Source organism: Methylolobus aquaticus (assembly GCF_054172105.1).
Genome location: NZ_JBSYXP010000016.1, coordinates 36436 through 60931, shown reverse-complemented (window position 1 = coordinate 60931; position 24496 = coordinate 36436). Strand labels below are relative to the sequence as shown.

20 protein-coding genes are annotated in these 24496 nt (G+C 62.8%); 19 read left to right on the top strand and 1 reads right to left on the bottom strand.

All coding sequences use genetic code 11. The annotated features are described in order from the left end of the window. Positions 1-3: 3 nt before the first annotated feature. The 17 genes from ACW73L_RS18290 to traM all read left to right on the top strand — a co-directional run bounded on the left by ACW73L_RS18290 (position 4) and on the right by traM (position 14663). Positions 4-357: a TrbC/VirB2 family protein gene (locus tag ACW73L_RS18290; RefSeq protein WP_498924016.1), complete on the top strand. Its 354-nt coding sequence runs from the start codon at positions 4-6 to the stop codon at positions 355-357. Continuing rightward, positions 354-653 carry a conjugal transfer protein TrbD gene (locus ACW73L_RS18285; RefSeq protein WP_498924015.1) on the top strand — a complete coding sequence of 100 codons (300 nt, stop codon included), beginning with the start codon at positions 354-356 and terminating at the stop codon, positions 651-653. Before ACW73L_RS18290 ends, ACW73L_RS18285 begins: the two co-directional genes overlap by 4 nt. Next, complete coding sequence (locus tag ACW73L_RS18280) at positions 653-3106, top strand: VirB4 family type IV secretion/conjugal transfer ATPase (RefSeq protein ID WP_498924014.1); 2454 nt, start codon at positions 653-655, stop codon at positions 3104-3106. The genes ACW73L_RS18285 and ACW73L_RS18280 overlap by 1 nt, the downstream gene beginning before the upstream one ends. Continuing rightward, positions 3103-3780: a VirB8/TrbF family protein gene (locus tag ACW73L_RS18275; protein ID WP_498924013.1), complete on the top strand. Its 678-nt coding sequence runs from the start codon at positions 3103-3105 to the stop codon at positions 3778-3780. Before ACW73L_RS18280 ends, ACW73L_RS18275 begins: the two co-directional genes overlap by 4 nt. Next, complete coding sequence (gene trbG / locus ACW73L_RS18270; RefSeq protein ID WP_498924012.1) at positions 3777-4727, top strand: P-type conjugative transfer protein TrbG; 951 nt, start codon at positions 3777-3779, stop codon at positions 4725-4727. Before ACW73L_RS18275 ends, trbG begins: the two co-directional genes overlap by 4 nt. Beyond that, entirely contained in the window at positions 4724-5134 is a 411-nt protein-coding gene (locus ACW73L_RS18265; protein WP_498924011.1) for a conjugal transfer lipoprotein TrbH, read from the top strand. The genes trbG and ACW73L_RS18265 overlap by 4 nt, the downstream gene beginning before the upstream one ends. Before the next feature lie 16 nt (positions 5135-5150). Then, positions 5151-6413: a TrbI/VirB10 family protein gene (locus ACW73L_RS18260; protein ID WP_498924010.1), complete on the top strand. Its 1263-nt coding sequence runs from the start codon at positions 5151-5153 to the stop codon at positions 6411-6413. Beyond that, complete coding sequence (gene trbJ / locus ACW73L_RS18255) at positions 6365-7120, top strand: P-type conjugative transfer protein TrbJ (RefSeq protein ID WP_498924009.1); 756 nt, start codon at positions 6365-6367, stop codon at positions 7118-7120. The genes ACW73L_RS18260 and trbJ overlap by 49 nt, the downstream gene beginning before the upstream one ends. Beyond that, a complete protein-coding gene (gene trbL, locus ACW73L_RS18250) occupies positions 7107-8297 on the top strand; it encodes a P-type conjugative transfer protein TrbL (RefSeq protein WP_498924008.1) in 1191 nt (396 codons plus the stop codon). The genes trbJ and trbL overlap by 14 nt, the downstream gene beginning before the upstream one ends. Beyond that, the gene (locus ACW73L_RS18245; protein WP_498924007.1) at positions 8294-8782 is read left to right on the top strand and encodes a lysozyme family protein; all 489 of its coding nucleotides are present in this window, start codon (positions 8294-8296) and stop codon (positions 8780-8782) included. The genes trbL and ACW73L_RS18245 overlap by 4 nt, the downstream gene beginning before the upstream one ends. Next, the gene (locus ACW73L_RS18240; protein WP_498924006.1) at positions 8772-9122 is read left to right on the top strand and encodes a plasmid mobilization protein; all 351 of its coding nucleotides are present in this window, start codon (positions 8772-8774) and stop codon (positions 9120-9122) included. The genes ACW73L_RS18245 and ACW73L_RS18240 overlap by 11 nt, the downstream gene beginning before the upstream one ends. Before the next feature lie 34 nt (positions 9123-9156). Then, positions 9157-10503, top strand: coding sequence for a TraI/MobA(P) family conjugative relaxase (gene traI / locus ACW73L_RS18235; RefSeq protein ID WP_498924005.1), 1347 nt, complete (start codon positions 9157-9159; stop codon positions 10501-10503). Then, positions 10500-12398 carry a type IV secretory system conjugative DNA transfer family protein gene (locus tag ACW73L_RS18230; RefSeq protein ID WP_498924004.1) on the top strand — a complete coding sequence of 633 codons (1899 nt, stop codon included), beginning with the start codon at positions 10500-10502 and terminating at the stop codon, positions 12396-12398. The genes traI and ACW73L_RS18230 overlap by 4 nt, the downstream gene beginning before the upstream one ends. Further along, positions 12395-12922 carry a conjugative transfer signal peptidase TraF gene (traF, locus tag ACW73L_RS18225; RefSeq protein WP_498924003.1) on the top strand — a complete coding sequence of 176 codons (528 nt, stop codon included), beginning with the start codon at positions 12395-12397 and terminating at the stop codon, positions 12920-12922. The genes ACW73L_RS18230 and traF overlap by 4 nt, the downstream gene beginning before the upstream one ends. 258 nt (positions 12923-13180) lie before the next feature. Further along, positions 13181-13516: a TraK family protein gene (locus ACW73L_RS18220; RefSeq protein ID WP_498924002.1), complete on the top strand. Its 336-nt coding sequence runs from the start codon at positions 13181-13183 to the stop codon at positions 13514-13516. Then, entirely contained in the window at positions 13516-14241 is a 726-nt protein-coding gene (locus ACW73L_RS18215) for a nucleotide-binding protein (RefSeq protein WP_498924001.1), read from the top strand. The genes ACW73L_RS18220 and ACW73L_RS18215 overlap by 1 nt, the downstream gene beginning before the upstream one ends. Continuing rightward, positions 14241-14663 (top strand): conjugal transfer transcriptional regulator TraM, encoded by a 423-nt coding sequence (gene traM / locus ACW73L_RS18210; protein WP_498924000.1) that lies wholly within the window; start codon positions 14241-14243, stop codon positions 14661-14663. The genes ACW73L_RS18215 and traM overlap by 1 nt, the downstream gene beginning before the upstream one ends. Before the next feature lie 186 nt (positions 14664-14849). Here the strand turns inward: traM and ACW73L_RS18205 are convergent, their stop codons facing one another. After that, complete coding sequence (locus ACW73L_RS18205; RefSeq protein WP_498923999.1) at positions 14850-15794, bottom strand: ArdC family protein; 945 nt, start codon at positions 15792-15794, stop codon at positions 14850-14852. A gap of 635 nt (positions 15795-16429) precedes the next feature. Between ACW73L_RS18205 and ACW73L_RS18200 the strand changes: the two genes are divergently transcribed. Together ACW73L_RS18200 and ACW73L_RS18195 are read left to right on the top strand one after the other, a co-directional pair. Beyond that, positions 16430-21547, top strand: a complete 5118-nt coding sequence (locus ACW73L_RS18200; RefSeq protein ID WP_498923998.1) for a DEAD/DEAH box helicase — start codon at positions 16430-16432, stop codon at positions 21545-21547. Further along, positions 21544-24417 (top strand): DUF8741 domain-containing protein, encoded by a 2874-nt coding sequence (locus ACW73L_RS18195; RefSeq protein WP_498923997.1) that lies wholly within the window; start codon positions 21544-21546, stop codon positions 24415-24417. The genes ACW73L_RS18200 and ACW73L_RS18195 overlap by 4 nt, the downstream gene beginning before the upstream one ends. The last annotated feature ends 79 nt before the right edge of the window (positions 24418-24496 follow it).

Below are 24496 nucleotides of genomic sequence, written 5' to 3'. Positions count from 1 at the left end.
CTCATGTCCCGTCCGCTCCGTCCCTTGCCGTTGTTCGCCCTGGTTCTGCTATTCCTGCTGGCCATTCCGTTCGAGGCCAACGCCGCCGTCGGCGCCGGCGGTGCCTTGCCCTACGAGGCCTGGCTCACGGCGCTCCGCACCTCCGTGACCGGCCCGGTCGCGTTTGCCGTGTCGATCATCGGCATCGTCGTCGCCGGTGGCGTCCTGATCTTCGGCGGCGAGCTCAACAACTTCTTCCGCAGCCTGATCTTCCTGGTGCTGGTCATGGCCTTGACAGTCGGTGCCCAGAACCTGATGGGGACCTTCTTCGGTCAGGGCGCCTTGATCGGTGACGAGACCGCAGAGGTCACGGCATGACCCTGCGGGCCACGCCCATCCACCGGGCCGGCAACCGGCCGCACCTGTTCCTCGGTGGTGACCGGGAAGGGGTGATGTTCACCGGCGTCCTCGCGTTTGCTCTGGTGTTCGCCGCGCAGGACTGGCTCGCCACCGGCTTCGGCTGTGCGTTGTGGCTCACCGCGTTGACGCTGTTCCGCCGCATGGCCCAGGCCGATCCGCTGCTGCGGACGGTCTACCTCCGCCATCGGCGCTACGCGGTGTATTACCCGGCGCGCTCGACGCCGTTCCGGCTCAACCGCACGGTGCGACGCTGATGTTCACCCCTCCGCAACGTCTTCGTCGGCACCGCTCGACCGACGCAGGTGTCGCCGACCTGCTGAACTACGCCGCGGTCGTCGCCGATGGCGTCATCGTCGGCAAGAACGGTGCGTTGATGGCCGCCTGGAGCTACACCGGCGGCGATCAGGCCAGCAGCCCCGAGGCCGAACGCGAACGGGTGTCGCTGCGGATCAACGAGGCCCTCGCGCGACTGGGTGCCGGCTGGATGCTCCACGTCGACGCGATCCGCCGCCCGGCACCGGGTTATCCGGACCGCACAGCCTCGCACTTCCCGGATCCCGTCACTGCGGCACTGGATGAAGAGCGCCGACGGTTGTTCGAGCGGCTGGGCACCCTCTATGAGGGTCAGTTCGTGCTGACCGTCACCTGGCTGCCACCGCTGCTGGCAGAAGCCAAGTTCGTCGCGCTCTTGTTCGACGATGACAGCGAACGGCCCGACGGCCATACCCAGACACGCGGTCTGATCGAGCGCTTCCAGCGGTCCTGCGAGGCGCTGGAGAGTCGCCTCTCAACAGTCCTGACCTTGCAGCGCCTGAAAGCCCGCTCTGTCCTCCAGGAAGACGGCACCACGTTGACTCATGACGACTGCCTCAGTCATCTGCAGACCTGCATCACGGGTCGCCCGCAGCCGGTGATCCTGCCGTCCTGCCCGATCTACCTGGACGCGCTGCTCGGCGGCCAGGAGCTGTGGACCGGCGTCATTCCGAAGCTGGGTCGGCAGTTCATCCAGTGCGTCGCCATCGAAGGCTTTCCGCTGGAGTCCACCCCGGGCCTGTTGAATGCGCTGGCCGAGCTGCCCATCGCTTACCGCTGGTCCAGCCGCTTCATCCCGTTGGAGGGTCACGAGGCGTTGGCAGCCCTGGATACGTTCCGCAAGAAGTGGCAGCAGAAGGTCCGCGGTTTCTTCGATCAGGTCTTCAACACCGGTCGCGGACCGGTGGATCAGGATGCGATGGCGATGGTGGCCGATGCCGAAGCGGCGATGGCCGAAGTCAACTCCGGCCTGGTCGGTCTCGGCTACTACACCAGCGTCGTGGTGCTGATGGACGAGGACCGCACGGCGGTCGAACAGGCTGCCCGGCGCGTCGAGAAAGTCATCAACGGGCTCGGCTTCGTCGCCCGCATCGAGACGGTCAACACGCTGGAGGCTTTCCTCGGCAGCCTGCCCGGTCACGGCTACGAGAACGTCCGCCGGCCGCTGCTGAACACCCTGAACCTGGCCGACCTGCTGCCGACCTCGACGGTCTGGACCGGCGCGCCGCAGGCGCCGTGTCCGCTGTATCCCCCCTGTTCACCGCCGCTGCTGCAGGCGATCACCCGCGGCGCCGCGCCGTTCCGGTTGAACCTGCATGTGCGTGATGTCGGGCACACCCTGATCTTCGGGCCGATCGGCGCCGGCAAGTCGACGCTGCTCGGGCTGCTCGCCGCCTCGTTCCTGCGCTACCCCGGCATGAGCCTGTTCGGCTTCGACAAAGGGTTGTCGCTGTTCGCACTGACCAAGGCCGCCGGCGGCCAGCACTACTGCGTCGCCGGCGATGAAGAACGCTTGGCGTTTTGTCCCTTGCAGTACCTGGATGCCGCCAACGACCGGGCCTGGGCCGCCGAGTGGCTGGACACCTTACTCGCACTCAACAACGTTACGACGACGCCCGCCCAGCGCAACGCCATCGCCGAAGCCCTGAAGGGAATGCACCGCTCGGGTGAACGCACGCTGAGTGCGTTCTGCTTCAGTGTTCAGGATCACGCCATTCGCGAAGCACTCAAGCCCTACACCGTCGACGGTGCGATGGGCCACCTACTGGATGCCGAGCAGGACGGCCTGGCGCTGAACCGGCTGACCGTGTTCGAGATCGAGGACCTGATGGCCCTAGGTGAGAAGTATGCGCTGCCGGTGCTGCTCTATTTGTTCCGCCGCATCGAGCGGGCCCTGAAAGGCCAACCCGCCGCGATCCTGCTGGATGAGGCCTGGCTGATGCTGGGGCATCCAGTGTTTCGCGACAAGCTGCGGGAATGGCTCAAGGTGCTCCGGAAAGCCAACTGCGCGGTGGTCATGGCCACCCAGTCGCTCAGCGACGCGGCCCGTTCCGGGATCCTCGACGTGCTGGTCGAGTCGACCGCCACCAAGATTTTTCTCCCCAACCTGCACGCCCGTGATCCCGACACCGCCGCTTTGTATGGCCGCATGGGCCTCAACCCCCGGCAGATCGACATCGTCGCCACCGCCCAACCGAAGCAGCACTACTACGCCGTCTCGGAACAAGGCCGCCGGCTTTTTGAACTCGCGCTGGGACCCCTGGCGCTGAGTGTCATCGGCGTCAGCGACAAGGAGTCGATCGCCATCATCCGCCAGCTCGAGGCCCAGCACGGCGCGGACTGGATCCAGCCGTGGCTGCAACGCCGGAACCTTTCCCTGGAGGACTTTGCATGACTGAGCCCGTCACCAATCCCTATCTGGCCGCGCGGATCCAGTGGAACGCGCATGTCGGCGCGACGCTGCACGCCGCGCGCATCTGGCAACTCGTCGCGGTCAGTGCGCTGGGTATCGCCGCGGTGGCCATCGGCGGGGCGCTGTACCTCGGCGCGCAGTCGACCTTCATTCCCTACGTAGTCGAGGTTGATCAGTTGGGGCAACTGCAGGCGGTCAAGATTGCCGATCGGGCCAGCGCCGCCGATGAGCGGATCATCCATGCGACCCTGGCCAGCTGGATCACGTCTGCCCGGATGGTCACGCCGGATGTGACCCTGCAGCGCGAGGCGATCTTCAAGGTCTATGCGCTGCTCAATCCCCAAGATCCTGCCACCGCCAAGCTCAACGCCTGGTATGGCGAGAACGAAGCGTCCAGTCCCTTCCGCCGCGCCGAGACCGAGACGGTCGCGGTCGAGATCCATTCGATCCTGCCACAAAGCGAAACCACCTGGCGGGTCGACTGGAGCGAGACCACCTACACCCGTGACGGCGCACCGAAGGCCACGCCGCAGCGCATGACGGCGCTGATCACCGTGTATCTGGTTCCCACCACCCCGACCACCACCGAGGCCGAGATCCGCAAGAACCCCCTGGGCCTGTTCATCAAAGACCTGTCGTGGAGTCGACAAGCATGAAGAAGATCCTCTATCTCCTGGCGTTCCTCCCCGTGTTGGCTCTGGCGCTGCCCGCGGAGGGCGTGCCGGAGCCTTTTTTCAACCCGGAGAATCCGACACTATCACCGCAAGAGAAGGCCGGTCTCGCCATCGGGCAACGCTGGCGCACCGACAGTGCCACCGGCATCAAGCCCGTGGCGGGGGGCGATGGCTCGGTGCAGTTCCTGTTCGGCGCGACCCAACCGAGCGTGGTCTGTGCCGTGCTGCAGGTCTGCGACATCGAGTTGCAGCCGGGCGAGTTCATCTCGAACTTCAACGCCGGCGATCAGGTGCGCTGGCGCATCGAACCGGCGCGCTCGGGTTCGCCCCAGGGCGAGATCGAGCACGTGATGCTGAAGCCGCTGGATGTGGGCCTGCGCACCAGTCTGATCATCACGACCGACCGCCGGACCTATTACCTGCAGCTGGTCTCGCACCGCACGGAGTACATGCCGCGGGTGTCGTTTGCGTATCCCGACGATGTCCACCAACAGTGGGCGGCGTTCAAGGCCAGCGATCGGGAGCGGCGGGACCGTTTAATCAGTGGCGCGACCGGCCCGGGAAGCGGGCGAGAGGAGGGTGGCCCGGCCAGCACTGCGGGCTACCTGGACCGCCTCGACTTCAATTATCGGATCGACGGCGAGGCGAGCTGGAAGCCGGTCCGCGTGTTCAACGATGGCCGGAAGACCATCCTGCAACTGCCGGAGACCTTGACCCAGACCGAAGCCCCGAGTCTGTTGGTACTACGTGGTGAGGACAGCCTCTGGCCCTGGGGCGAGAAGCCCGAAGAGGTCATGGTGAATTACCGCGTGCAGGGCAATCGCTATGTCGTCGACAGCATCCCGGAGCGGCTGTTGCTGATCGCCGGGGCCGGTGAGCATCAGACCAAAGTGAAGATCACCCGAGAAGAGAAGGAGGGTGAGCAATGAGCCGCTTGGTTCGCAATGTCCTTTTCCTCTTGTCGATTGTGCTGGTATCGGGCTGTGCCCACACCGGCAATCTGGCTCAGATCCCGGTGCCGCAGGCGGAGCGCCTGGCGCAGGATACCGCCGCCGCGATGCGGGTAGTGTGGCCCGCCGCCACGACGCCGATGGTGGTGGACGGTCGGGACGAGGAGACCTTCCTGAGGGCCCTGGTAGCCGAGCTGCGGAAGGCAGGTTACGCGATCGAACCGGCGGCGCCGGGTACAGCGGTCGCCCTGCGCTACGTCGTCGATCGTCCGGACGCGAACCACTATCGGGTGCGGATCCAGGTGGGCGAGCGCTCGCTGCAGCGGCTGTATGGGACGCAGGGCGGCGGGCTGCAACCCGCCAGCGCCTGGACGCGGCAGGACTAACGCCATGGCAAGTCGCATGTCGCCGGCGGCCTCGCCGGGCGGTGCCCGCACCGGGGTGCGCCGCGTCAACAACCTGCCGCTGGTGTTCACGGGTCTCGCCGTGCTCGGGTTTCTGGTGATCATGGCGCTGGTCGCCGTCAAACGGGCGCAGCCGCAGGCGTCCGGAACCGCCGAGCCTAACAAAGGCGGCAACGCCACGCGCTTTGCCCAGGGCCTGACGCGCGCCTATCCGAACGGCATCATCCCGGCGAAACGGCCACCGGTGCCGCCACCGCCACCTACGCCGCCGATCGAATCGGTCACGGCCGCGCCGGTGCCGGTGGCTGCCGTCGATCTGGATCATCCGCCGCTGCCGCCGCGGTTGCAGCCGAACACTGCGCCGGATCCCGAGGTGCAGCGCCTGCGGCAGCTCAAACAAACCGCCTTTGAGGACGCCGTCAAAGGGCCGACCAGCGGGCCGTTGGAGGGCTGGCGTGCGCAGCGAGGAACCAAATCACCCCAACCTAAGCGCGCGAGGGCCGACGGGCCAGCACGCTCTAATGACTCTGCCGACGACCGCCCGTCGGTTGCGGTGCCTTCGCCGGATCGCTGGCGCCTGGACCACCGCCCGGAACCGCAGGAGACCACCTATGTGCTCCGCACCGGGTTCGTCATTCCGGCGGTGATGATCAGCGCCATCAACAGCCAGTTGCCGGGACCGGTTATCGCCCAGGTGTCGCAGCCGGTGTACGACAGCGCGACGGGCGAGCAGTTGCTGATCCCGCAAGGCACGCGCCTGATCGGCGTGTACTCGAACGAGGTCTCGGCCGGGCAGGAGCGTGTGTTCGTCGCCTGGCAACGGCTGGTGTTTCCGGACGGACAGGCCATGGACATCGGCGAGCAGCCGGGGACCAGCGGCGCCGGTCTGACCGGACTTTCAGGCGAGGTCGATACCCACATGACGCGGGTGTTCGGCAACGCGCTGTTGATGAGCCTGATCACCGCCGGGGCGACCTACTCGCAGCAGCCGCAGGGCGGCGCGGGCGGGCTCGGCCTGCAACAGACCGCCGGCAGCACGCTTTCCGCCGCGCTCGGCCAGCAACTCGGTGCCGCCGGAGCGGCGGTGCTAATGAAGAACCTGAACGTTGCCCCGACCATCGCGGTGCATGCCGGCTACCGGCTGACCGTGGTGGCCACCAAAGACCTGACCTTCGACCGGCCCTATCGGCCTTTTGCCCACTTAGGACTCCCATGCAACTCCGAACCCGCTCGCTTAACTTTTGTGTCATCGCCGCGCTGAGTGCGCCGGCCTACAGTATCGACTTCGTAATCGACACGGCCGTATTGGCCGAGGCGACCACGACTGCCGCCAACACCGTCAAACAGGTCGAGAACCAGGTCCGTGACTATGCGCTGCAACTGCAGCAGTACGAGGACATGGTCAAGAACACCGTGGCGCCAGTGGCCTGGGTCTGGAATGAAGCGACGCTGACCTACCAGCGGGTCCGTTCGTATGCCGATCTGCTGCGCTACTACACCGAAGGTGGTGGCGTCGAAGCCTACCTCTCCCGGTTCCAGAGTGCCGGTTATTACGCCGGTTCGCCGTGCTTCACCGCCCGCGGCTGTACCTGGGCCGAGATCCAGGCGATCCACGCCCGCGACCGCGCGGCCAGTGAGGCGCAGAAGCAGGCCAACGATGCGCAGCTGCGCGGCGTCGAGCTCGGCCAGACCCAGTTGCAGCAGGATGCCACCGATCTCGGGGCGATGCAGCGCCTCGCGCAGACAGCGCAGGGGCGGAATGAACTCTTAGGCGCCTCGAATCAACTGGCCGCGGCCAATGCCAACAACCTGTTGTCGATCCGGACGCTGATGCTGCAGCAGCAGGCGGCCGAGAATGCCCGCAACGCCACGCTGATGAACCGCGAGGCGGTGCAACAGGCGGCCGATCAAGCCGCCTTGGCCGGGCAGTTCGTCCAGAGCCCGGTGTTGAACTATGCAAAGTATTGAGCCCAGTCGCATGCGTCGGGCTACCTGGCTCCGGAGATGCCTCGGCTCGACAGATCCGCGGTTCCTCGCATTGCTGTTGCTGTTTGCTGCCGCCGACGCCTCTGCCGCGATCGACAACGCCGGCATCCTGACCAATGTCACCGACCGTTTTCACACCGTCGCCGCGACCTGGGGCGGCGTGATCCTGGGCTATGCCGGGACGCTGTTCTGGAGTCTGGCCGTGATCAGCCTGGTCTGGACCGGCGGCACGCTGGTGCTGCGTCAGGCTGACCCGCAGGAGTTCTTCGCCGAGTTCGTCCGCTTCACGCTGACGCTGGGGTTCTTCTATTGGTTGCTGTTGCATGGCCCGGCGATCGGCAAGGCGCTCGTCGACACGCTGGTCCGCATCGGCGGCAATGCCATGGGCGCCGGGATCACTGCGCCCTCGGGCGTGCTCGACCTCGGGTTCGAACTGGCGTTCAAGACCTACGATGCGATGAGCCTGACCAGTCCGATCGTGTCACTGGTCGGCATCATCGTGGCGTTGGCCATCCTCGTCATTCTGGCCCTGATCGCCGCCAACCTCACGGTGCAGTTCTGTGCCGCCTGGATCGTGCTGTATGCCGGCTGCATCCTGCTGGGCTTCGGCGGCAGCCGCTGGACCTCCGACATTGCGCTCAGCTACTACAAGACCGTGCTCGGCATTGGGCTCAGCCTGATGACGATGATCCTGCTGCTCGGCGTCGGCAGTTCGATCCTGACGCAGTACTTCACCGCCATGAGCGGCGGCATCCAGCTGAAGGAGCTGACCGTCATCCTGGTCGTGGTGCTGATCCTGTTCCTGCTGCTCGACCGGCTGCCGGGCCTGATGGCCGGCATCGTCAGTCATGGGTTCAGTCACGCCGGGATCGGCACCTTCGGGGCTGGGACGGCCTTGGCAGTCGGAGGGCTGGCCTCCGCCGCCGGCTCGGTCGCCGCACATCGCATGGGCGGTGCGCTCCACAGCGCAGCCGAAGTCACTGGCGCCAAGGACTTGTTCGAGCGCATTCGGGCCGGGCAGGCCGAGGCGGCGATGGATGACGCGGTGAGTGGGGCGGTTTTGGCGGACGCGAGCGCGAGCGATTCTTCCTTGTCCGAAGGGTTGGTGGGATCCAGCGAAGCATTCGCCGCAGCCCCCGATGCGGAGCGGTCCGCATGAACGCGTTGCCGCCCCCGCACCTGGAACAACGCATCGTCTGTTCCGTCGACGCCGCTCAACACTATGCGATTCCGGCCAATGTATTGCTGGCGGTGGCCGAGATCGAAAACGGGCGACCGGGCCAGCGCGTGCGGAATACCAACGGCACGCACGATGTCGGTCCGTTGCAGTTCAACACACAGTACCTATCAGGCCTCGCCCAGTTCGGGATCCAGCCGGCGGATGTGGCCGGCGCGGATTGCTACCCGTTCGAGCTCGCCGCCTGGCGTCTGGCCGGTCATCTCGCCCGCGATCGCGGTGACCTCTGGACCCGCGCCGCCAACTATCACAGTCGCACCCCGCGCTACAACGCGATCTACCGGGGAAAACTGGCGAAGGCCGCGGCGCGTTGGGCCCTCTGGCTCGCGAAGCACGTTGCCGTGCGCGTGATGCCGGCGCACCGATCGACCTCCGTCACGCAGCACAGGACCGATCATGACCGATAACCGGAATTCTGGTTATTGCCTGCGTGTCCCGGTGCGGGCGGACGAAGCCGTCGCGATCAAGAGCCAGGCCCAGCGCTGTGGGCTCTCGACCGCCGCCTATCTCCGTAATCTCGGTTTGGGACATCCGGTGACCGGCGTGTTCGACGCCGAAGCGGTATTGGCGTTGAGTGGTGCGAACCGGGAATTGGCGCGCATCGGCGAGTTGCTGGAACAGTGGCTCCATAACGACGACCGGCTCAGCGTCCTGGAGCGCGCCACGCTGACGCGGAACATCGGCGCCATGCTGATAGAACTCAAGACACTGCAGGCGGCGCTGCTCGCCACCGTGCAGCGGGTGTGAGTCGTCTAGCCAGATCCATGCGCGTCGGCTCGCCATGATCGCCAAGAAGGTCCGCACGCGCCTGCAGCGCAAAAGCAGTATGGCCGGGTTGATCGATTACCTGACCGATGAACAGACACTCGGCGACCCGGAAGACCTGGTCGGCTACATGACCAACGGGCAAGGCCTTGCCGAGCGGGTCGGGGCAGTGCGCATTACGAACTGTCAGGCGGTCGATGCCACCTGGGCCGCGGCCGAGATGAAGGTGGTCCAGGGGTTGAACCAACGCGCCCGTTCGGACAAGACCTACCACATGATCATCAGCTTCTGGGAAGGGGAGCAGCCGGAAGCGGCGGTGCTGCAGGCGATCGAGGACCGGCTGTGTGAAGCGCTCGGCTTCGGCGAGTACCAGCGCATCAGTGTCGTGCATCACGACACCGACAACCTGCATCTGCATGTCGCCATCAACAAGATCCACCCGCGGACATTCACACTGCACGAGCCGTACTACGATCATCGGACTCGCGCACGGGTCTGCGCCGAACTCGAAGTCGAGTTCGGCCTGCAGCGCGATCCGCACACCGCACAACAATCGACCGCCGCGGCGCACGCGAACGATCTGACCGCGCAGACTGGCGTCGGCAGTCTGCTGGCCTGGATCAAGACCCAGTGTCAGGCCGAGCTGGAACAGGCCCCGAGCTGGGCCGCGTTCCAGGCGGTACTGCAGCAGAATGATCTCAGCTTCCGGCTGCGTGGCAACGGCGCGGTGTTCGTCGCCGGCGACGGGACGCAGTGCAAGGCGTCGTCGGTCAGCCGCGCGTTGTCGCTGCCGGCGCTGCAAGCGCGGCTGGGACCTTGGCGAGAGGTGAAGCCAGCAGCGACGGTTGTAGCTCCGGTCCGCAGCTATCGCCGCCAGACCCTACAAGAACGGGCGCAACAAACCGCGCTGTATGCGGCCTTTCTGGCCGAGCGGAACGCCGCTCGACTCCGCAAGACCGAACTGCGGCGGGTGGCCAAGACGCTGCGCGAACGGCGCATCGCCGAGGCCCGGCGGCAGGCCAAGCTCCGCCGCGCCGCGGTGAAGCTGCTGGGGCGAGGCCTCGCGGCGACCGTTGCCTATCAAACGATCCGCAGCCAGTTGCACCGGGAGATCCAGCAGGCGAAGACCGACTACACGCAAGCCCGGAAGCAGCTCCAGGCCGAGCATCCGCTCCATTCCTGGCGCCAGTGGCGGAAGCTTCAGGCGCGGCGGCGCGCGGTTCTGGCGACGGCGCAGCGAACAGGTTTGGAGCGGAGTGTGGATCGGCCGAGGACCCCGTCGCCGGGGGCTGCCTCCCTGAACTTCCGCAACCCGGCGCCAACCCGCGCCGCGGCGCGGGATGACGAGGAACGGTCCCGGTGAACCGGTCCCACGGTGCCGGTCCACCCTCGGAAACCGCGCGGGTATCGGGCAGTTTGAGGAAACCGGTGTTCGCCGCACTCGGCCTGCTCGGGCTCGGGCTGGCGTCCGCCACGCAGTATTTTGCGCATGAGTACGGCGCACAGCCGGCGCTCGGCCAGTCGATCGCCGGTCTCTATCCGCCGTGGCGCATCGTGACCTGGGGTGTCGAGTGGCACGCTCAGTGTGGCGAAGCTTTGATGCGGGCCGGTTCGATCGGACTCAGCGTCACCGCCGCCGGGTTACTGATGCTGCAGATCCGCCGGCGCATCGCCGAGAACACCGCCTGGCCCGAGGTCGATCTGCTCGGTTCGGCGCGCTGGGCCAACAGGGCCGATATCGAATCCGCAGGGCTGCTGGCCAACGACGGCGTCTATGTCGGCGCCTGGATCGAGCCCCGGCGCTGGTGGCGACCAGCGCGCTTCCATTATCTCCGCCACAACGGCCCCGAGCATGTGCTGTGTTATGCGCCGACCCGTTCGGGAAAGGGTGTCGGACTGGTCGTACCGACCCTGCTCAGTTGGCCGCACTCGGCCGTCGTGACCGACATGAAGGGCGAACTGTGGGCACTGACCGCCAGTTGGCGGCAGCGCCATGCGTCAAATCGAGTGCTGCGGTTCGAACCGGCCTCGGCCACCGACTGTGCCGCGTTCAATCCGCTGGATGAGATCCGGCTCGGGACCGAGTACGAAGTCGGCGATGTGCAGAACCTGGCGACGCTCCTGGTCGATCCCGATGGCCGAGGCCTGAACGATCACTGGCAGAAGAGCGCGCAAGCCCTGCTGGTCGGCTGCATCCTGCACGTCTTGTACAAACGCCTGAACGAGGGCACACCGGCCACATTGGCCGCAGTCGATGCGCTGCTGGCCAATCCGGAACAACCGGTCGCGGAGCTCTGGGTCGAGATGGTCGAATACCTGCACGCCAACGGCCAGCGTCATCCGATCATCGGCCAGTACGGTCGCGACATGATCGATACGCCGGCGCGGGAAGCCGGCTCGAAGGTCTCCACCGCCAAGAGCTATCTCTCGCTGTACCGCGATCCGGTGATCGCCCATAACACGTCGCGCTCGGAGTTCCGGATTGCCGATCTGATGCACGCCGACGAGCCGGTGACGCTGTATCTGATCACCCAGCCTACCGACAAAGCGCGGCTCCGACCCTTACTCCGGGTGATGATCAATCTGATCATCCGCAATCTCGCCGGCAAGATGGCCTTCGAGCACGGCCGGCCGAAACCGCACTACCGCCATCGCCTGCTGATGATGCTGGATGAGTTCGCCAGCCTCGGGCGGCTGGAGATCCTGCAGGAGTCCTTAGCCTTTTTGGCCGGCTATGGGATCAAGTGTTACCTCATCTGCCAGGACCTGACCCAACTCAAGGCAAGGGAGACCGGTTACGGGCCCGAGGAGTCGATCACTTCCAACTGCCACATCCAGAACGCCTATCCGCCGAACCGGGTGGAGACGGCCGAATACCTCTCCAAGATGACCGGCCAGACCACCATCGTCAAAACCGCGGTGACGATGAGCGGTCAGCGGACCGGCTGGCTCGGTCAGGCCTCGAAGTCATTGCAGGAAGTGCAACGGCCGCTGCTGACGGTCGACGAAGCGCTGCGCATGCCCGGGCCGCAGAAGGATGCCCAGGGCCATATCACCACGCCCGGCGACATGGTGGTGTTCGCCGCCGGACGGCCGGCCATCTACGGCCGCCAACCGCTGTACTTTCAGGATCCGGTGTTTCAGGCCCGAGCCGAGATTCCGGCGCCGGGGGTAACCGATACGTTCGTCGATGACTCAAGGCGCGACGACGGCTTGGGTGCTGCCCATGTCTCGGTGGTCGGTTTCGAACGGCGATGAGGCGGCTGGTGGTGAGCCTGATGAGTGGCTTCGCGTTGTTCTACCTATTGGGTCTTGCCGGTACGCGGATCAACACGACCGCCTCGTTCCCGATCGGGCTGTATTGGCAGCTCGCTCGCCCGGCAGGAAAGGGCGATTTGGTGTGGTTCTGTCCGCCGGCGGAATCCGTCTTCCTCACCGCTCTCGCACGCGGGTACCTGAGTCCTGGGTTCTGTCAGTCCGGGAGCAGTCCACTCCTCAAGCGGGTCGTCGCGGTCGGCGGTGATCACGTCGTCATCGCGCCAACGGGGACTTCAGTCGACGGTGTAGTGGTCCCGAACACCCGTCAACGCACGGTGGATACGGCCGGTCGGCGGCTCCCTGCCTATCGCCTCGATGCCGTGTTGTCGGCCGGTCAGGTGCTGCTGCTCTCCGATCACCATGCCGCTTCGTTCGACGGCCGCTACTTCGGCCCGGTCGCTGCGACAGAACTCCGCGGTGTTGTCGTGCCGGTCTGGGTGTTCGGCCGCGAGGCCGCCCGTTGAGCACCGTGGTGCGAATAAGGCCGAGTGAAGTGGGGCGGCCCGGCCTCCGGGTAGCCAACTTCACATGTCCTGCCCGTTTTTTTGAATCGACTGTGTTCAACCGGCTGGGTCACTCGGGGTCCATCTTGGTCACCGGGGCTCACCAGGGATCAACTGTTGAACAAAGGGATCACCGATTGATAGCAGTGACGGGAAGTGACAAGGGAATCGCCGGAAAGGGCGGCTCAGTTGAATCGCAGTTGAAGTCGGGTTGAGTAAATGAGCAAACCATTGGAAGAGCGCATCGCGGAGCGAATGCGGGATCAGCCGGACACGCACCCGGCCTCGGGCCGGGTCGCGTTCCTGGCGCTGAAGGACGACATCGCCCGCGCGGTGGAGGCCGGCTGGCCGGTCAAGTCGATCTGGTACACGTTGTTTGCCGAGGGGCGGATCGCCATCGGCTACCACGCGTTCAACCTCTACGTGAACAAGTACGTCCGCACGTCGCCGGCTTCCCCGCCGGTCGTGCCAACACCGCCGATCGCCACCCCCAAACCCCGAACGCCGACCGGCTTCACCCTGAATCCCCAACCCAAGAAAGAGGACCTGGTCTGATGGCAAAGATCCATCTGGTGCTGCAAGCCAAAGGTGGCGTTGGCAAAAGCTTCATCAGCGCGATGCTGGCGCAGTACCACCAAGCCCAGGGCTTGACGCCCTTATGCATCGATACCGACCCGATGAACGCGACGTTCACCGGCTACGCCGCCCTGAACGTTCGCAAGCTCAGTCTGCTGAATGGCGATGAGATCGACGTGCGGAACTTCGATACCTTGCTGGACTGGCTGGCATGCTCTGAGGTCGATGCCATCGTCGACAACGGTGCGGCGACATTCGTGCCGCTGGTCAACTACCTGATGATCACCCAGACCCCGGCCCTGCTCGCCGAGCAGGGTCACGAACTGGTCATCCATACCGTCGTGACCGGCGGCCAGGCGCTGGTCGACACGGTCAGTGGGTTCTCACACCTGATCAGCCAGTTCCCGGATCCGGCCACGTTCGTGGTGTGGCTCAATCCTTACTGGGGCCCGATCGAGAGTGACGGCAAGCCGTTCTGGCAGTTCAAGGGTTATCTGGAGCATCGCGCCCGCATTGCCGCGGTGATCACGATCCCGGCCATGCAGGCCGCGACGTTCGGGCGGGATGTCGAAGACCTGTTGAAAGCCCGGCTGACGTTCGACGAGGCGCTGGCCTCCCCGGACCGTTCGCTGGCGATTCGCCAGCGCCTGAAGCTTTACCGTCAGGCGCTGTTCGAGGAGATCACCGCCTCAGGCGTCTTGTGATGGATCTCGATGCACTGATTGGTGAGATCGCCTCCCGACACGGCGTCGCCGTCAGCCGTGACGATCCGGTGATGATCCTGGCGACGCTGAACGAGCGGTTGATCGACGACAGCCGGGAAGCGCAACGCCAGTTGCTGGAAGAGTTCCGAACTGACATGGCCGGCGCGTCGCAGCGCTGGATCCAGGAGAGCCAACAACGCGCGCAAAGTTTGCTGCAGCAGGCGGGCGAGGCGAACCGCGCTGCAGCGGCCGCAAGTGCCCAGCACCACCGCACCGCGGTGACCGCCGCGGTGCGCGAGGAACTGGGGAAGCTCCAGGCCGCCGTGGGTCAGCTGCGAGCGCTGTTGCTGCTGCAGCTGAGCGTCAGTCTACTGACGTTCGCCGCGGTAGCGGTCGTCTGGCTGTTCCCTCACGTCGGCTGACGATGTGGGGAGGCGCGCGGGTTTCGGCGAGAAGCGGAATCCCGCGCGCCGGGCTCAACACGAGCGCGATGGCGCCGAAGGCGCGATCGCTCATTGCAAAACCGGCCGCGTTGTCGTTGCCGGAACGCGGCGGCGCCGGCGGAGCGCCGGGCGGGGAAGGGACCCGCCCGGTGTCCTGATCTGCGGTCAGGCCGCCACGTCGACTGGTTCGGTGGTCTCAGTGTTGGGCGACTCCGTCGTCTGCGTGGCCAGCAGGAAATCCACCGCCCTCTGTGCATGCGCCGCGGCAGTGAAGATGCAGCGCTTGTCGTTTTGCAGGGCCTGCAACCACGAACCGATGTAGGCGGCGTGATCCTCCCGCACCTCCGGCGTGATGCCGAGATCCGCACACAGGAAGGCGGCGCCGAGTTCGGCGACCAGTTCTTCCAGTGCGTAGCCTTCATCGCCCCAACGCGTGCGGCCGAAATCACGGTCCAGTCGAGAGCCCGCTCCGCTCCAGTGGGTCAGCTCATGCGCCAGGGTCGAGTAGTAAGCTTCCCCGTCGTGGAAAGCCGCAAACGGCGGCATCTGCACATGATCCGTGACCGGGGTGTAATAAGCCCGGTTCCCGCCGTGGCGAATCACAGCGCCGGTGCCCTTGAAGAAGGTGTCTAAGCGCGCATCGCGCCCCGCATCGGGTTCGGTGGGCTGTTCGTTGGTCGCGTAGTAGGCGGGCGGCAGACCTTCGATCTGCTCGACGTTGAACACCGTGTAAGACTTCAGGAACGGGACCTCCTTCTCGGTCTCCTCGCCGGTAGCCTCATTCGTTTCGGTCTTGCGGAAGGTGTCGGCGTAGACGACCAGCGAGCCCTTCTCGCCCTTCCGGACATGGGCGCTCAGTGCATCGGCCTGCTTGAACGTCAACCACATCGGGCTGCGGTAACCATTCTCCAAGGTCGCGCCCCACAGCAACAGCACATTGATGCCCCGGTACGGGGTGCCATTGGCCCGTAACGGACGGGAAATCCGCCCAACCGTGTTGTCGGCGTTCCAGGGTTTGAGCCAGGGGCGAACGCCTTGGGCCAGATCGGCCAGGATTTTGTCGGTGACGCGGGTGTACAGGTCCAGCTTCGGGGAAGTCGTCTTGCGCATGGTCTTGCTCCTTTATCGGGTTTGGTCTGCAGCAGCGGCTGCGGGCCTGCCCGTCGGCGAGACCGGGGGGTAGCAAGGGCCAGAACAATCACGGAAGGTTTGCGGCGCTCCGCCGGGAAAGCCGTTATTGTTCTGGCCGGCGTGAGGGGGCTGGGTCCCCTTAGTGAAAAAATCTCCAAAGAAGCCGGTTCATGCCCTAAGGGCACCGCAGGGCGTGATCCGGCAAGAGGCCTCGGCGGTCGCGGCAGCGTCCGCCGCACCAAGTGGTGCGGCTTAGCCAAGGTCGTGTGCTTACTCGGGACGTCTTCAAGACTGATGCTCCACCATCGACGCCAGGCGCAAGTTCCCCTACGGTAGTTGGGCTTTTGCGTCGCGAGGCTCGGCCGCTTCTTTTTGGAACATTGTTCGTTCTCTAGAAGGGGAGCTCTTGCTAGGCTGACATCCACGTAGTGTTGAGTCCATAATCCACCCTTGACATTTCGAAGAACTTCTTGCCAAACACAACAGTTCGGAAGAACGCTCTCAGAACGACGCCGATCATCTGGAGCGGTTTCCCTCCCCGCCAATTTCGGTCAGCCCAGAAGATGGAGCGACGATGAGGCGTCGTGTGACGCTTTCACGGTAACGGATAAGCCATGAATGTTTTGGAATTACATGCTCGGGTGATCAGAGACTATGAGTCTTACATTCGCAGCTTTCTGAATATTGCAGATCCCGACATCCTTGCGGTCGTTGAGAATGAGCTAAAGAAGGGAAAACTTTGGCCGGAGCCACTCCTGCAGTTTAACCCCGCCTATGAAATGGCGGGGACTATCGACGAATTTTGTCGTGCGGGCCTGATGCACCCGGACGCGAGTGCCATCTTCAAGGGCTATTCCCTGTATCGACATCAATCCGAAGCGATGGCCCTAGGCGCTTCGGGGAAGGACTTTATTGTCACGTCTGGCACGGGATCGGGTAAGTCACTCACATATATTGGTTCGATATTTCACCATCTTCTCGCGCACCCACAAGCAGTGGGTGTCACAGGCATCATCGTCTATCCGATGAATGCCTTGATCAACTCTCAGACGGAGGAATTCAGGCGCTATCAGACCAACTATGAGAATGCGACGGGAAAATCGTTTCCAATAACATTTGGTCAGTACACCGGCCAAGAAAAGGAGGAGCGGCGCCTCGGTATGCGCGACCAGCCCCCGCATATCCTCCTGACCAATTACATGATGTTGGAACTTCTGCTGACCCGACTCCGCGAGCGGTCTATTCGTGACGCCATCTACGGTCATCTGCGTTTCCTCGTCTTCGATGAACTCCACACCTACCGAGGGAGGCAGGGGGCCGATGTTGCCATGCTGATTCGGCGCATTCGGGCTCGCTGCCAGCACGAAGTCACCTGCATCGGCACTTCCGCCACTATGGTTTCCGTGGGCAGCATTGCCTCACAGCGCGAACAAGTAGCCCAAGTCGCCACGACCCTTTTTGGGCGCCAGTTCGCGCCCAGCCAGGTGATTAACGAGACACTAGCTCGTTCGTTGAAATTTTCGGGTTCGATGCCAACGGGTGCGGAGCTTTCATCGGCGATCGAGGCCGGCGTCGAGGATTCAGACGGGCTAGAGAGCCTCATGGAACATCCCGTGGCGATCTGGCTGGAGAACCGCGTCGCATTGGAGGATTTCGACGACCGATTGGTGCGGCGTAAGCCGCAACGGATCAGCGAGGTCGTTGCGGCTTTATCGGCGGAGTCCGGAATCGCTCCCGAGGCGTGTCTGACGTTTTTGGCGGATCTGCTGCACTGGATCAGCCTGGTCAACAAACGATTGCAGGATGTGGGTCAGCGCTATACGGTCCTTCCCTTCAAACTGCACCAGTTCATCTCTCAAACTGGGTCCGTCTACACCACCCTCGATCAAGACGAGAACCGTTTTGTTACTCTCGAACCGGGTGTATTCAAATCCGACGAGGAGGATAGGAAGCCGATCTTCCCGAACGTGTTCAGCCGCGCAACTGGCCATACTTTTGTTTGCGTATCGCGCATCGGTGACCGTTTGGAACCACGAGAATTCCGGGATGGCTCGACCGATGACGAGGACTCTACGGACGGCTACCTAATCGTGGGAGAGGATTTCTGGGACCCCGACGAGGATCTCGACTTTCTTCCGGATTCCTGGCTACGCATGACCAAAAAAGGCCCGGTCCCGGACACCAAGAAGAGGGCATTTTTTCCCACCAAGCTCTACTTCAATGAGTCGGGTCGATGCTCGGACACCGAGCAGTTGAAGTGGTGGGGCTGGTTCATGAAGGCTCCCCTGCTGTTCGACCCCACCGGCGGCGTTTTCTTCGACACCAAGACCAACGAAGGAACCAAACTGACCAAGCTGGGGAGCGAGGGCCGCAGTACCTCGACCACGATCACGAGTTTCTCGATCCTCAACCAGCTTAACGATGCAGGTTATCCGGTCGAAGACCAGAAGCTGCTGAGCTTCACGGATAACCGTCAGGATGCCGCATTGCAGGCGGGCCATTTCAACGATTTCGGTCAAGTGGTCCGCCTACGGGCGGGTATCTACAAGGCACTATTGGATGCCCCCGATCACGCGCTGACCTATGCCACCCTGGGCAAGGCGGTGTTCGATGCCCTAGCCTTGCCTTTTCTTGATTTTGCCAATCGGAACGAGGAACCGCCCCTCGCCAACGTCCGGCGTAACTACGAACAGTGTCTCCAAAGCTATCTGTGCTACCGTGCCATCGCGGATCTCAGGCGCAGTTGGCGGATTATTCTGCCAAACCTTGAACAATGCGGGCTGTTGACCATCCAGTATTTGGACTTACTGGAAGTCGCCGCGGAAGATGCCTTCTGGCAGGATACCCCTCTGTTGCAGGCGCTCCAACCGGTCGAGCGACACGACTTTCTTAGCACGCTCCTGGACTTCTTCCGGCTTGAATACGCCATTCATAGCGAGAATTTCCTCACTCTGGCCAAGATAAAGGAATCCGAAAAGCAATTCCGGGAAATGCTACGGGCACCATGGAGTCTGGATGGCAACGAAGAGCTCCGCGAGCCATTCTACATTCGCTACGACCCCCTACATCGATCGGCCAAGCTTTCCTCGAAAAGCATGGGACCGGCCAGTTCTCTAGGGAAGTTCATTAAGCTTTATGTCCGCCAGCGCGGCCTGGAGATTGACCTGAAGGGCGATAACTATAGGGCTTTTATCCTCAAGTTGATGCACCAATTGGAGCAGGCCGACTATCTGCGATCGCAAAAGGCGAGAAGCGAGCAGAACGACGACGTACCGATTTACCGACTCAAGATCGAAAAAATCATCTGGACGCTAGGTAATGGGAAGATCGTAAAGCCCGACGTGATAAAGCGGCGATCGTACAAGAACCAAGTGCCTCGTCCGAATGCGTTCTTTCGTGAAATGTACCGGCGGGATTTCTCAAAGACCAAGCGGCTGCGCAGCGAAGATCATACGGGACAACTGGGTCGGGATACCCGTATTGAACGAGAGGACCTTTTTCGGAAGGGCACGATTAGTGCGTTGTATTGTTCACCGACAATGGAGCTGGGCATTGATATCGGCGGGTTGAGTGTCGTCCATATGCGGAACGCCCCGCCGAACCCGGCCAACTACGCGCAGCGATCCGGTCGTGCAGGCCGAAGCGGGCAGGGCGCATTGATCTTTACCTACTGCTCGAGCTATTCCCCGCACGATCGACACTACTTTCAGCACCAGACCGAACTGGTCTCCGGTGCCGTCCATGCACCTAGGCTCGACCTCTGCAATCGCGAACTGCTGTCGACACATCTCAACGCTCTGGCGGTGTCCGAAATCGGTATGCCCGGGTTGGACGAGCATGCCGGCTCCAAACCCTCGATCATGCATTTGGTGTTGGACGATAACGACCAGATGGCGCTCGCTCAGGAGGTCCGATCTGGCCTCGACCTCTCTCCGAGCACCTTCACCGGACTTAAGGCGATGTTCCAGCGGGTCATCGGTGACTTTGCACCCGAACTCGAAGCGAAGGCTTCTCATTGGTATAACGATCAGTGGGTAGACCAGAACCTGGCCAAGCTGGCCGATCATGTCGACGCCTCACTGGCTCGTTGGCGCCGCTTGTACCTGTCTGCGCGGGCAATCCTGACACGCGCCACGCAGCAGATCGAAAGCGGGACCCTGAGCCTTGGTAGCGACGATTACCGCAAACACAAGCGAAATCAGGATCAGGCCACCCGCCAGTTGGATTTGTTACGCAACAATCTTGGCGGTCGATCGACCGAACTTTCCGAGTTCTACCCCTATCGGTACCTCGCCTCAGAAGGTTTCCTGCCGGGATACAACTTCACACGCCTACCCCTACGCATTTTCCTGCCGACTAGCGATGCATCCGGTGAGTTCGTCTCGCGCCCACGTCCGATCGCGTTGCGCGAGTTCGGCCCGCTCAACATCATTTACCATAACGGACGCAAGTACCGCGTTTCCCAGCTGGTCGTACAAGACGCCGAGTCCGCGCTCAGCAATGGGAAAATCAGCCGGAAGGCAGGTTACTTTCTCGCCGAGGACCAGAAGGATTTGGAAACCTGTCCGTTTACCGGTCTGAGTCTGGGCGACAACGCCAACAAGGAGCATCTGCACTACCTACTAGAAATGGCGGAGTCGCGGGCGGAGGAGGTCGACCGTATTTCCTGCGAAGAGGAAGAACGCGTCTCGCGCGGATACGAGATTCGGACCTATTTTTCGGTCGATGGGGGCCATCTGGAACGGGTCAGGAAAGCTGTCGCCCGTTCGAGTGAGAATTCACTACTTAATTTGCGATTCGTCCCCGCAGCCCGGTTGGTGCATGTTAACTGCCAATGGCGTTCCCAGCAGTCCGAGGGCTTTCCGATCGGCTTGGTTTCCGGTGACTGGCGCAGTTCCATGCCTGCTCCGGATAGCAATCTGAAAGAACAGTTTCGGCTGGTGAAACTTTGGACCTCCAACCTAGCCGATGCGCTCTACGTCGAGCCGATTGAACCACTGGGTTTGACACCGGAGGGCGTCATAACCCTCCAACATGCGCTGAAACGGGCCGTCGAGCGGGTGTTCCAGGTCGAACCCAACGAGATCGGCGTCGTCAGTGTGGGCGATCCTGCAGCACCCAATATCCTGCTCTTTGAAGCGGCGGAGGGGAGTCTTGGCATCCTGTCGCAATTTGTGACGGATGTCGGGGTTTTTCATCAAGTTGTAGCCCAAGCCACGAAACTCTGCCGCTACGACGATGAACAGTACAAGGGGCCAGCGAGCTACGACGATCTGCTGAGCTACTTCAACCAACGTGACCACAAGGTCATCGATCGCCATCTGATTAAGGATGCGTTGGAAAAGCTCCGCATCTGTACCATTGAGATCCAGACCAACACCGGGTTTGGCAGTTACGAAGAGCAATACCAAGCCTTGCTGCGGGGACTGGATCCGTCTTCCTCAACCGAGCGCACGCTGCTCGACTATCTCTACCAGCAAGGGCTCCGCCTTCCCGATGCGGCCCAGAAACGCGTCGACGGGCTTTATGTGCAGCCGGATTTCTACTATGAGCCGCGGTTCTGGGTCTTCTGCGACGGCACACCGCACGATGCGCCTGCAGTTCAAGAGGACGACCACACGAAGCGGCAAGCCATCATCGCGCGGGGCGATGAGGTCTGGGTGTATTACTACAAGGACAATCTGGCCGCAAAAGTCGCAGCGCGGCCCGATATCTTTCGGAAGGTGCGATGAGCGTAGTCTTACAACCCGGCAAGCTCGTTTCCTTGCGTGGACGTGATTGGATCGTCCTGCCGTCGGACGATCAAGATCTTTTGATCGTCAAACCGCTGGGCGGCTCGGAGGATGAGATCGCCGGGATCTATCTGCCTCTGGGGATCGCGTCCGATGAGCCGAGGGACGCTCGCTTTGCTCCGCCGATCGCCGACGACCTCGGAGATATCAGCACTGCGCGGCTGCTCTACGACTCGGCTCGCTTGGCGTTCCGGAACGGAGCCGGGCCGTTCCGCGCACTGGCCAAGCTTTCGTTCCGCCCGCGTTCCTACCAAATGGTCCCGCTGATCATGGCGTTGCGTCAGGAGTCGGTTCGTCTGCTGATCGCCGATGACGTCGGTGTGGGCAAGACGGTCGAGTCTCTGCTGATCGTCAAGGAGTTGTTGGAGCGGCGCAGGATCAAGCGCTTCGCGGTGATCTGTCTGCCGCATCTTTGCGAGCAATGGCAGGCGGAAATCCGCGCCAAAGTCGACATCGAGGCCGTCATCATCCGGTCCAACACTCAGGCGCGCCTGGACCGGCAAATCCAGGGCGACGCCAGCGTTTACGATTATTACCCCTACCAGGTCATCAGCATCGATTTCATCAAGTCCGACCAGCGGCGTGATGTCTTCATCGAGCAATGCCCGGAATTGGTCATCGTTGATGAAGCGCATACGTGTGCCCGGCCGGCGGGGGCCTCAGCCAGCCAGCAGCAGCGCTATCACTTGGTCAGCCGTCTGGCGACCAAGACCGATCAACAGCTCATCCTGCTGACTGCGACCCCGCACAGCGGCAAGCCGGAGGAATTCCAGTCGTTACTCGGTCTCGTCGGCCGGGAGTTTGAAAACCTCGACCTTCCCTCCACAACACAAGCACAGCGACGCGAGCTGGCCCGCTATTTCGTCCAGCGCAAACGGGCCGATGTCGAAAAGTGGCTCGGTGAAGATACGCCGTTTCCCGAGCGGGAAGCCTTCGAATGGCCTTATGAACTCTCTCCGGGATACTTGCGTTTCTTCGAAGAGATTCTGGATTTTGCGCGCAAGCTGATCACGTCCGATTCTGCTCAAACCAGACAAAAACGGGTGCGATATTGGACGGCTCTGGCCCTACTGCGCGGCGTGATGTCCAGCCCTGCAGCCGGCGTCGAAATGATGAATACCCGGATCTCCGGGACGGCCACCACCTCCGCGGATAATCCGGACCTGCCAATCGAACCGCTCCCGGACAGCGACGATAATCCGGTGCATGACACGGAATTCGGTTTCGAAGGGGATAATGCGCCGACGCAAGTAATCGAGCGGAATGATTGGACCAGCCACCAACGCCAACAACTTCGAGGGTTTGCGCAGCAGTTGCAGCAGTTGAATAATATCAAGGACGACCAAAAGCTCGCCTCGCTCGAACTGATCGTCGATGACTGGCTAAACGAGGGTTTCCATCCGGTGGTGTTCTGTCGGTACATCGCGACGGCCGACTATGTGGGAGAGCAGCTCGCGCCTGCGCTGAGGAAGAAGTTTCCGAAGCTCGACCTGCAGGTCATTACGAGCGAGTTACCCGACGAGGTACGGAAGCAGCGTGTGGAGGAGATGGGCAAATCCCAACTGCGGGTCCTGATCGCTACCGACTGTCTCAGCGAAGGCATCAACCTGCAGGAGCAATTCACCGGCGTGCTGCACTACGACCTGCCATGGAACCCGAACCGGCTGGAACAACGCGAGGGCCGGGTCGACCGCTTCGGGCAGTTGGCTCCCAAGGTCAAGGCCTGTCTCCTCTATGGGGCCGACAATCCGATCGACGGCATTGTGCTCGACGTCCTGCTACGCAAGGTCCGCGAAATCAAGCGGGCGACGGGAATTAACGTGCCGTTTCCGGAAGATTCTCAGACCATCATCGACACCATCACTCAGGCCTTGCTGCTCAATCCGCATCGGCACCTTGTCACCCGTGGTCCGCGCCAACAGCGTTACCAGCAACTGGAACTCGATTTCGGCGATATGGGCGAGGCTACCACCGCCAAGGCGAACGTGACACGCAAAGTGGAAGAGGCAGCGGAGCGCGAGAAGGTGTCGCGCAGCATCTTCGCCCAGAATGCCATCAAGGCTCAGGAGATCGAAGCCGATCTGCGGGAAGTGGACGAGGCTATCGGGGACCCCAAGGCAGTGGAAGCCTACGTGACCGCGGCGCTGAACGCGTTGCTTGGCGTCCAGATCACGCCGGACACCAAGGGCTACCGCATCGTCACGGGAAACATGCCACCGCAACTGCGTGATCTGCTGCCGGCCAGAGACCCAGTCAAGGTCAGTTTCCATTCGCCTACGCCCGAGGGCTATCACTATCTTGGCCGAAATCATCGGTTCGTCGAGCAGCTTTGCCAGTTGGTGATGGCGAATACGCTGGAGCGGATCGACAAGCGGGCGGCGCGAGCGGCCGTGATTCGCACCCGGCAGGTCGGTATCAAGACCACGCTATTGCTGTTCCGGTGCCGCAACGTGATCGAAGAAGCGAAAGGCCGGAATCAGATCGTCGCCGAAGAAATGCTACTCTGGGGTTGGCGGGGCACTCCACGGCAGCGGGAATTTCTCGACCACGCCGCGGCCAAGCAACTGCTGTCCGAAGCTCGGGCATCGTCGGACCTTTCGCCCCAAGCACGGGCCAGTTTCCTGGACAACGAACTCAGGCTGCTCGATGAGCTGGAAGTCGAACTTGATGCCGTCGCGGAGCAGCAGTCGAAGCGTCTGGTCGAAGCTCACGAGCGTTTCAGCGCGCTAATGGATCGCCAACGCTTCCAGGTCGTCTATCCTGTGTTGCCGATGGATATGCTCGGTGTTTACATCTTGCTGCCGGAATAAGGGTGGGGGTAAAAATCGTAATGAGCCAAGTGCCCAGCGACCCGGCGTTCACAGTTTCGGCATTAGCAACCGAAACCGC

What these genes read in the sequence shown, in the direction of transcription:
- ACW73L_RS18280 (WP_498924014.1), top strand. Translation starts at nt 653, where the DNA reads ATGTTCACCCCTCCGCAACGTCTTCGTCGGCACCGCTCGACCGACGCA.
- ACW73L_RS18200 (WP_498923998.1), top strand. Translation starts at nt 16,430, where the DNA reads ATGAATGTTTTGGAATTACATGCTCGGGTGATCAGAGACTATGAGTCT.
- ACW73L_RS18195 (WP_498923997.1), top strand. Translation starts at nt 21,544, where the DNA reads ATGAGCGTAGTCTTACAACCCGGCAAGCTCGTTTCCTTGCGTGGACGT.
- ACW73L_RS18240 (WP_498924006.1), top strand. Translation starts at nt 8,772, where the DNA reads ATGACCGATAACCGGAATTCTGGTTATTGCCTGCGTGTCCCGGTGCGG.
- ACW73L_RS18205 (WP_498923999.1), bottom strand. Translation starts at nt 15,794, where the DNA reads ATGCGCAAGACGACTTCCCCGAAGCTGGACCTGTACACCCGCGTCACC.
- traM (WP_498924000.1), top strand. Translation starts at nt 14,241, where the DNA reads ATGGATCTCGATGCACTGATTGGTGAGATCGCCTCCCGACACGGCGTC.
- ACW73L_RS18245 (WP_498924007.1), top strand. Translation starts at nt 8,294, where the DNA reads ATGAACGCGTTGCCGCCCCCGCACCTGGAACAACGCATCGTCTGTTCC.
- trbL (WP_498924008.1), top strand. Translation starts at nt 7,107, where the DNA reads ATGCAAAGTATTGAGCCCAGTCGCATGCGTCGGGCTACCTGGCTCCGG.
- trbJ (WP_498924009.1), top strand. Translation starts at nt 6,365, where the DNA reads ATGCAACTCCGAACCCGCTCGCTTAACTTTTGTGTCATCGCCGCGCTG.
- ACW73L_RS18265 (WP_498924011.1), top strand. Translation starts at nt 4,724, where the DNA reads ATGAGCCGCTTGGTTCGCAATGTCCTTTTCCTCTTGTCGATTGTGCTG.
- ACW73L_RS18275 (WP_498924013.1), top strand. Translation starts at nt 3,103, where the DNA reads ATGACTGAGCCCGTCACCAATCCCTATCTGGCCGCGCGGATCCAGTGG.
- traF (WP_498924003.1), top strand. Translation starts at nt 12,395, where the DNA reads ATGAGGCGGCTGGTGGTGAGCCTGATGAGTGGCTTCGCGTTGTTCTAC.
- ACW73L_RS18285 (WP_498924015.1), top strand. Translation starts at nt 354, where the DNA reads ATGACCCTGCGGGCCACGCCCATCCACCGGGCCGGCAACCGGCCGCAC.
- ACW73L_RS18290 (WP_498924016.1), top strand. Translation starts at nt 4, where the DNA reads ATGTCCCGTCCGCTCCGTCCCTTGCCGTTGTTCGCCCTGGTTCTGCTA.
- ACW73L_RS18215 (WP_498924001.1), top strand. Translation starts at nt 13,516, where the DNA reads ATGGCAAAGATCCATCTGGTGCTGCAAGCCAAAGGTGGCGTTGGCAAA.
- traI (WP_498924005.1), top strand. Translation starts at nt 9,157, where the DNA reads ATGATCGCCAAGAAGGTCCGCACGCGCCTGCAGCGCAAAAGCAGTATG.
- ACW73L_RS18260 (WP_498924010.1), top strand. Translation starts at nt 5,151, where the DNA reads ATGTCGCCGGCGGCCTCGCCGGGCGGTGCCCGCACCGGGGTGCGCCGC.
- ACW73L_RS18220 (WP_498924002.1), top strand. Translation starts at nt 13,181, where the DNA reads ATGAGCAAACCATTGGAAGAGCGCATCGCGGAGCGAATGCGGGATCAG.
- trbG (WP_498924012.1), top strand. Translation starts at nt 3,777, where the DNA reads ATGAAGAAGATCCTCTATCTCCTGGCGTTCCTCCCCGTGTTGGCTCTG.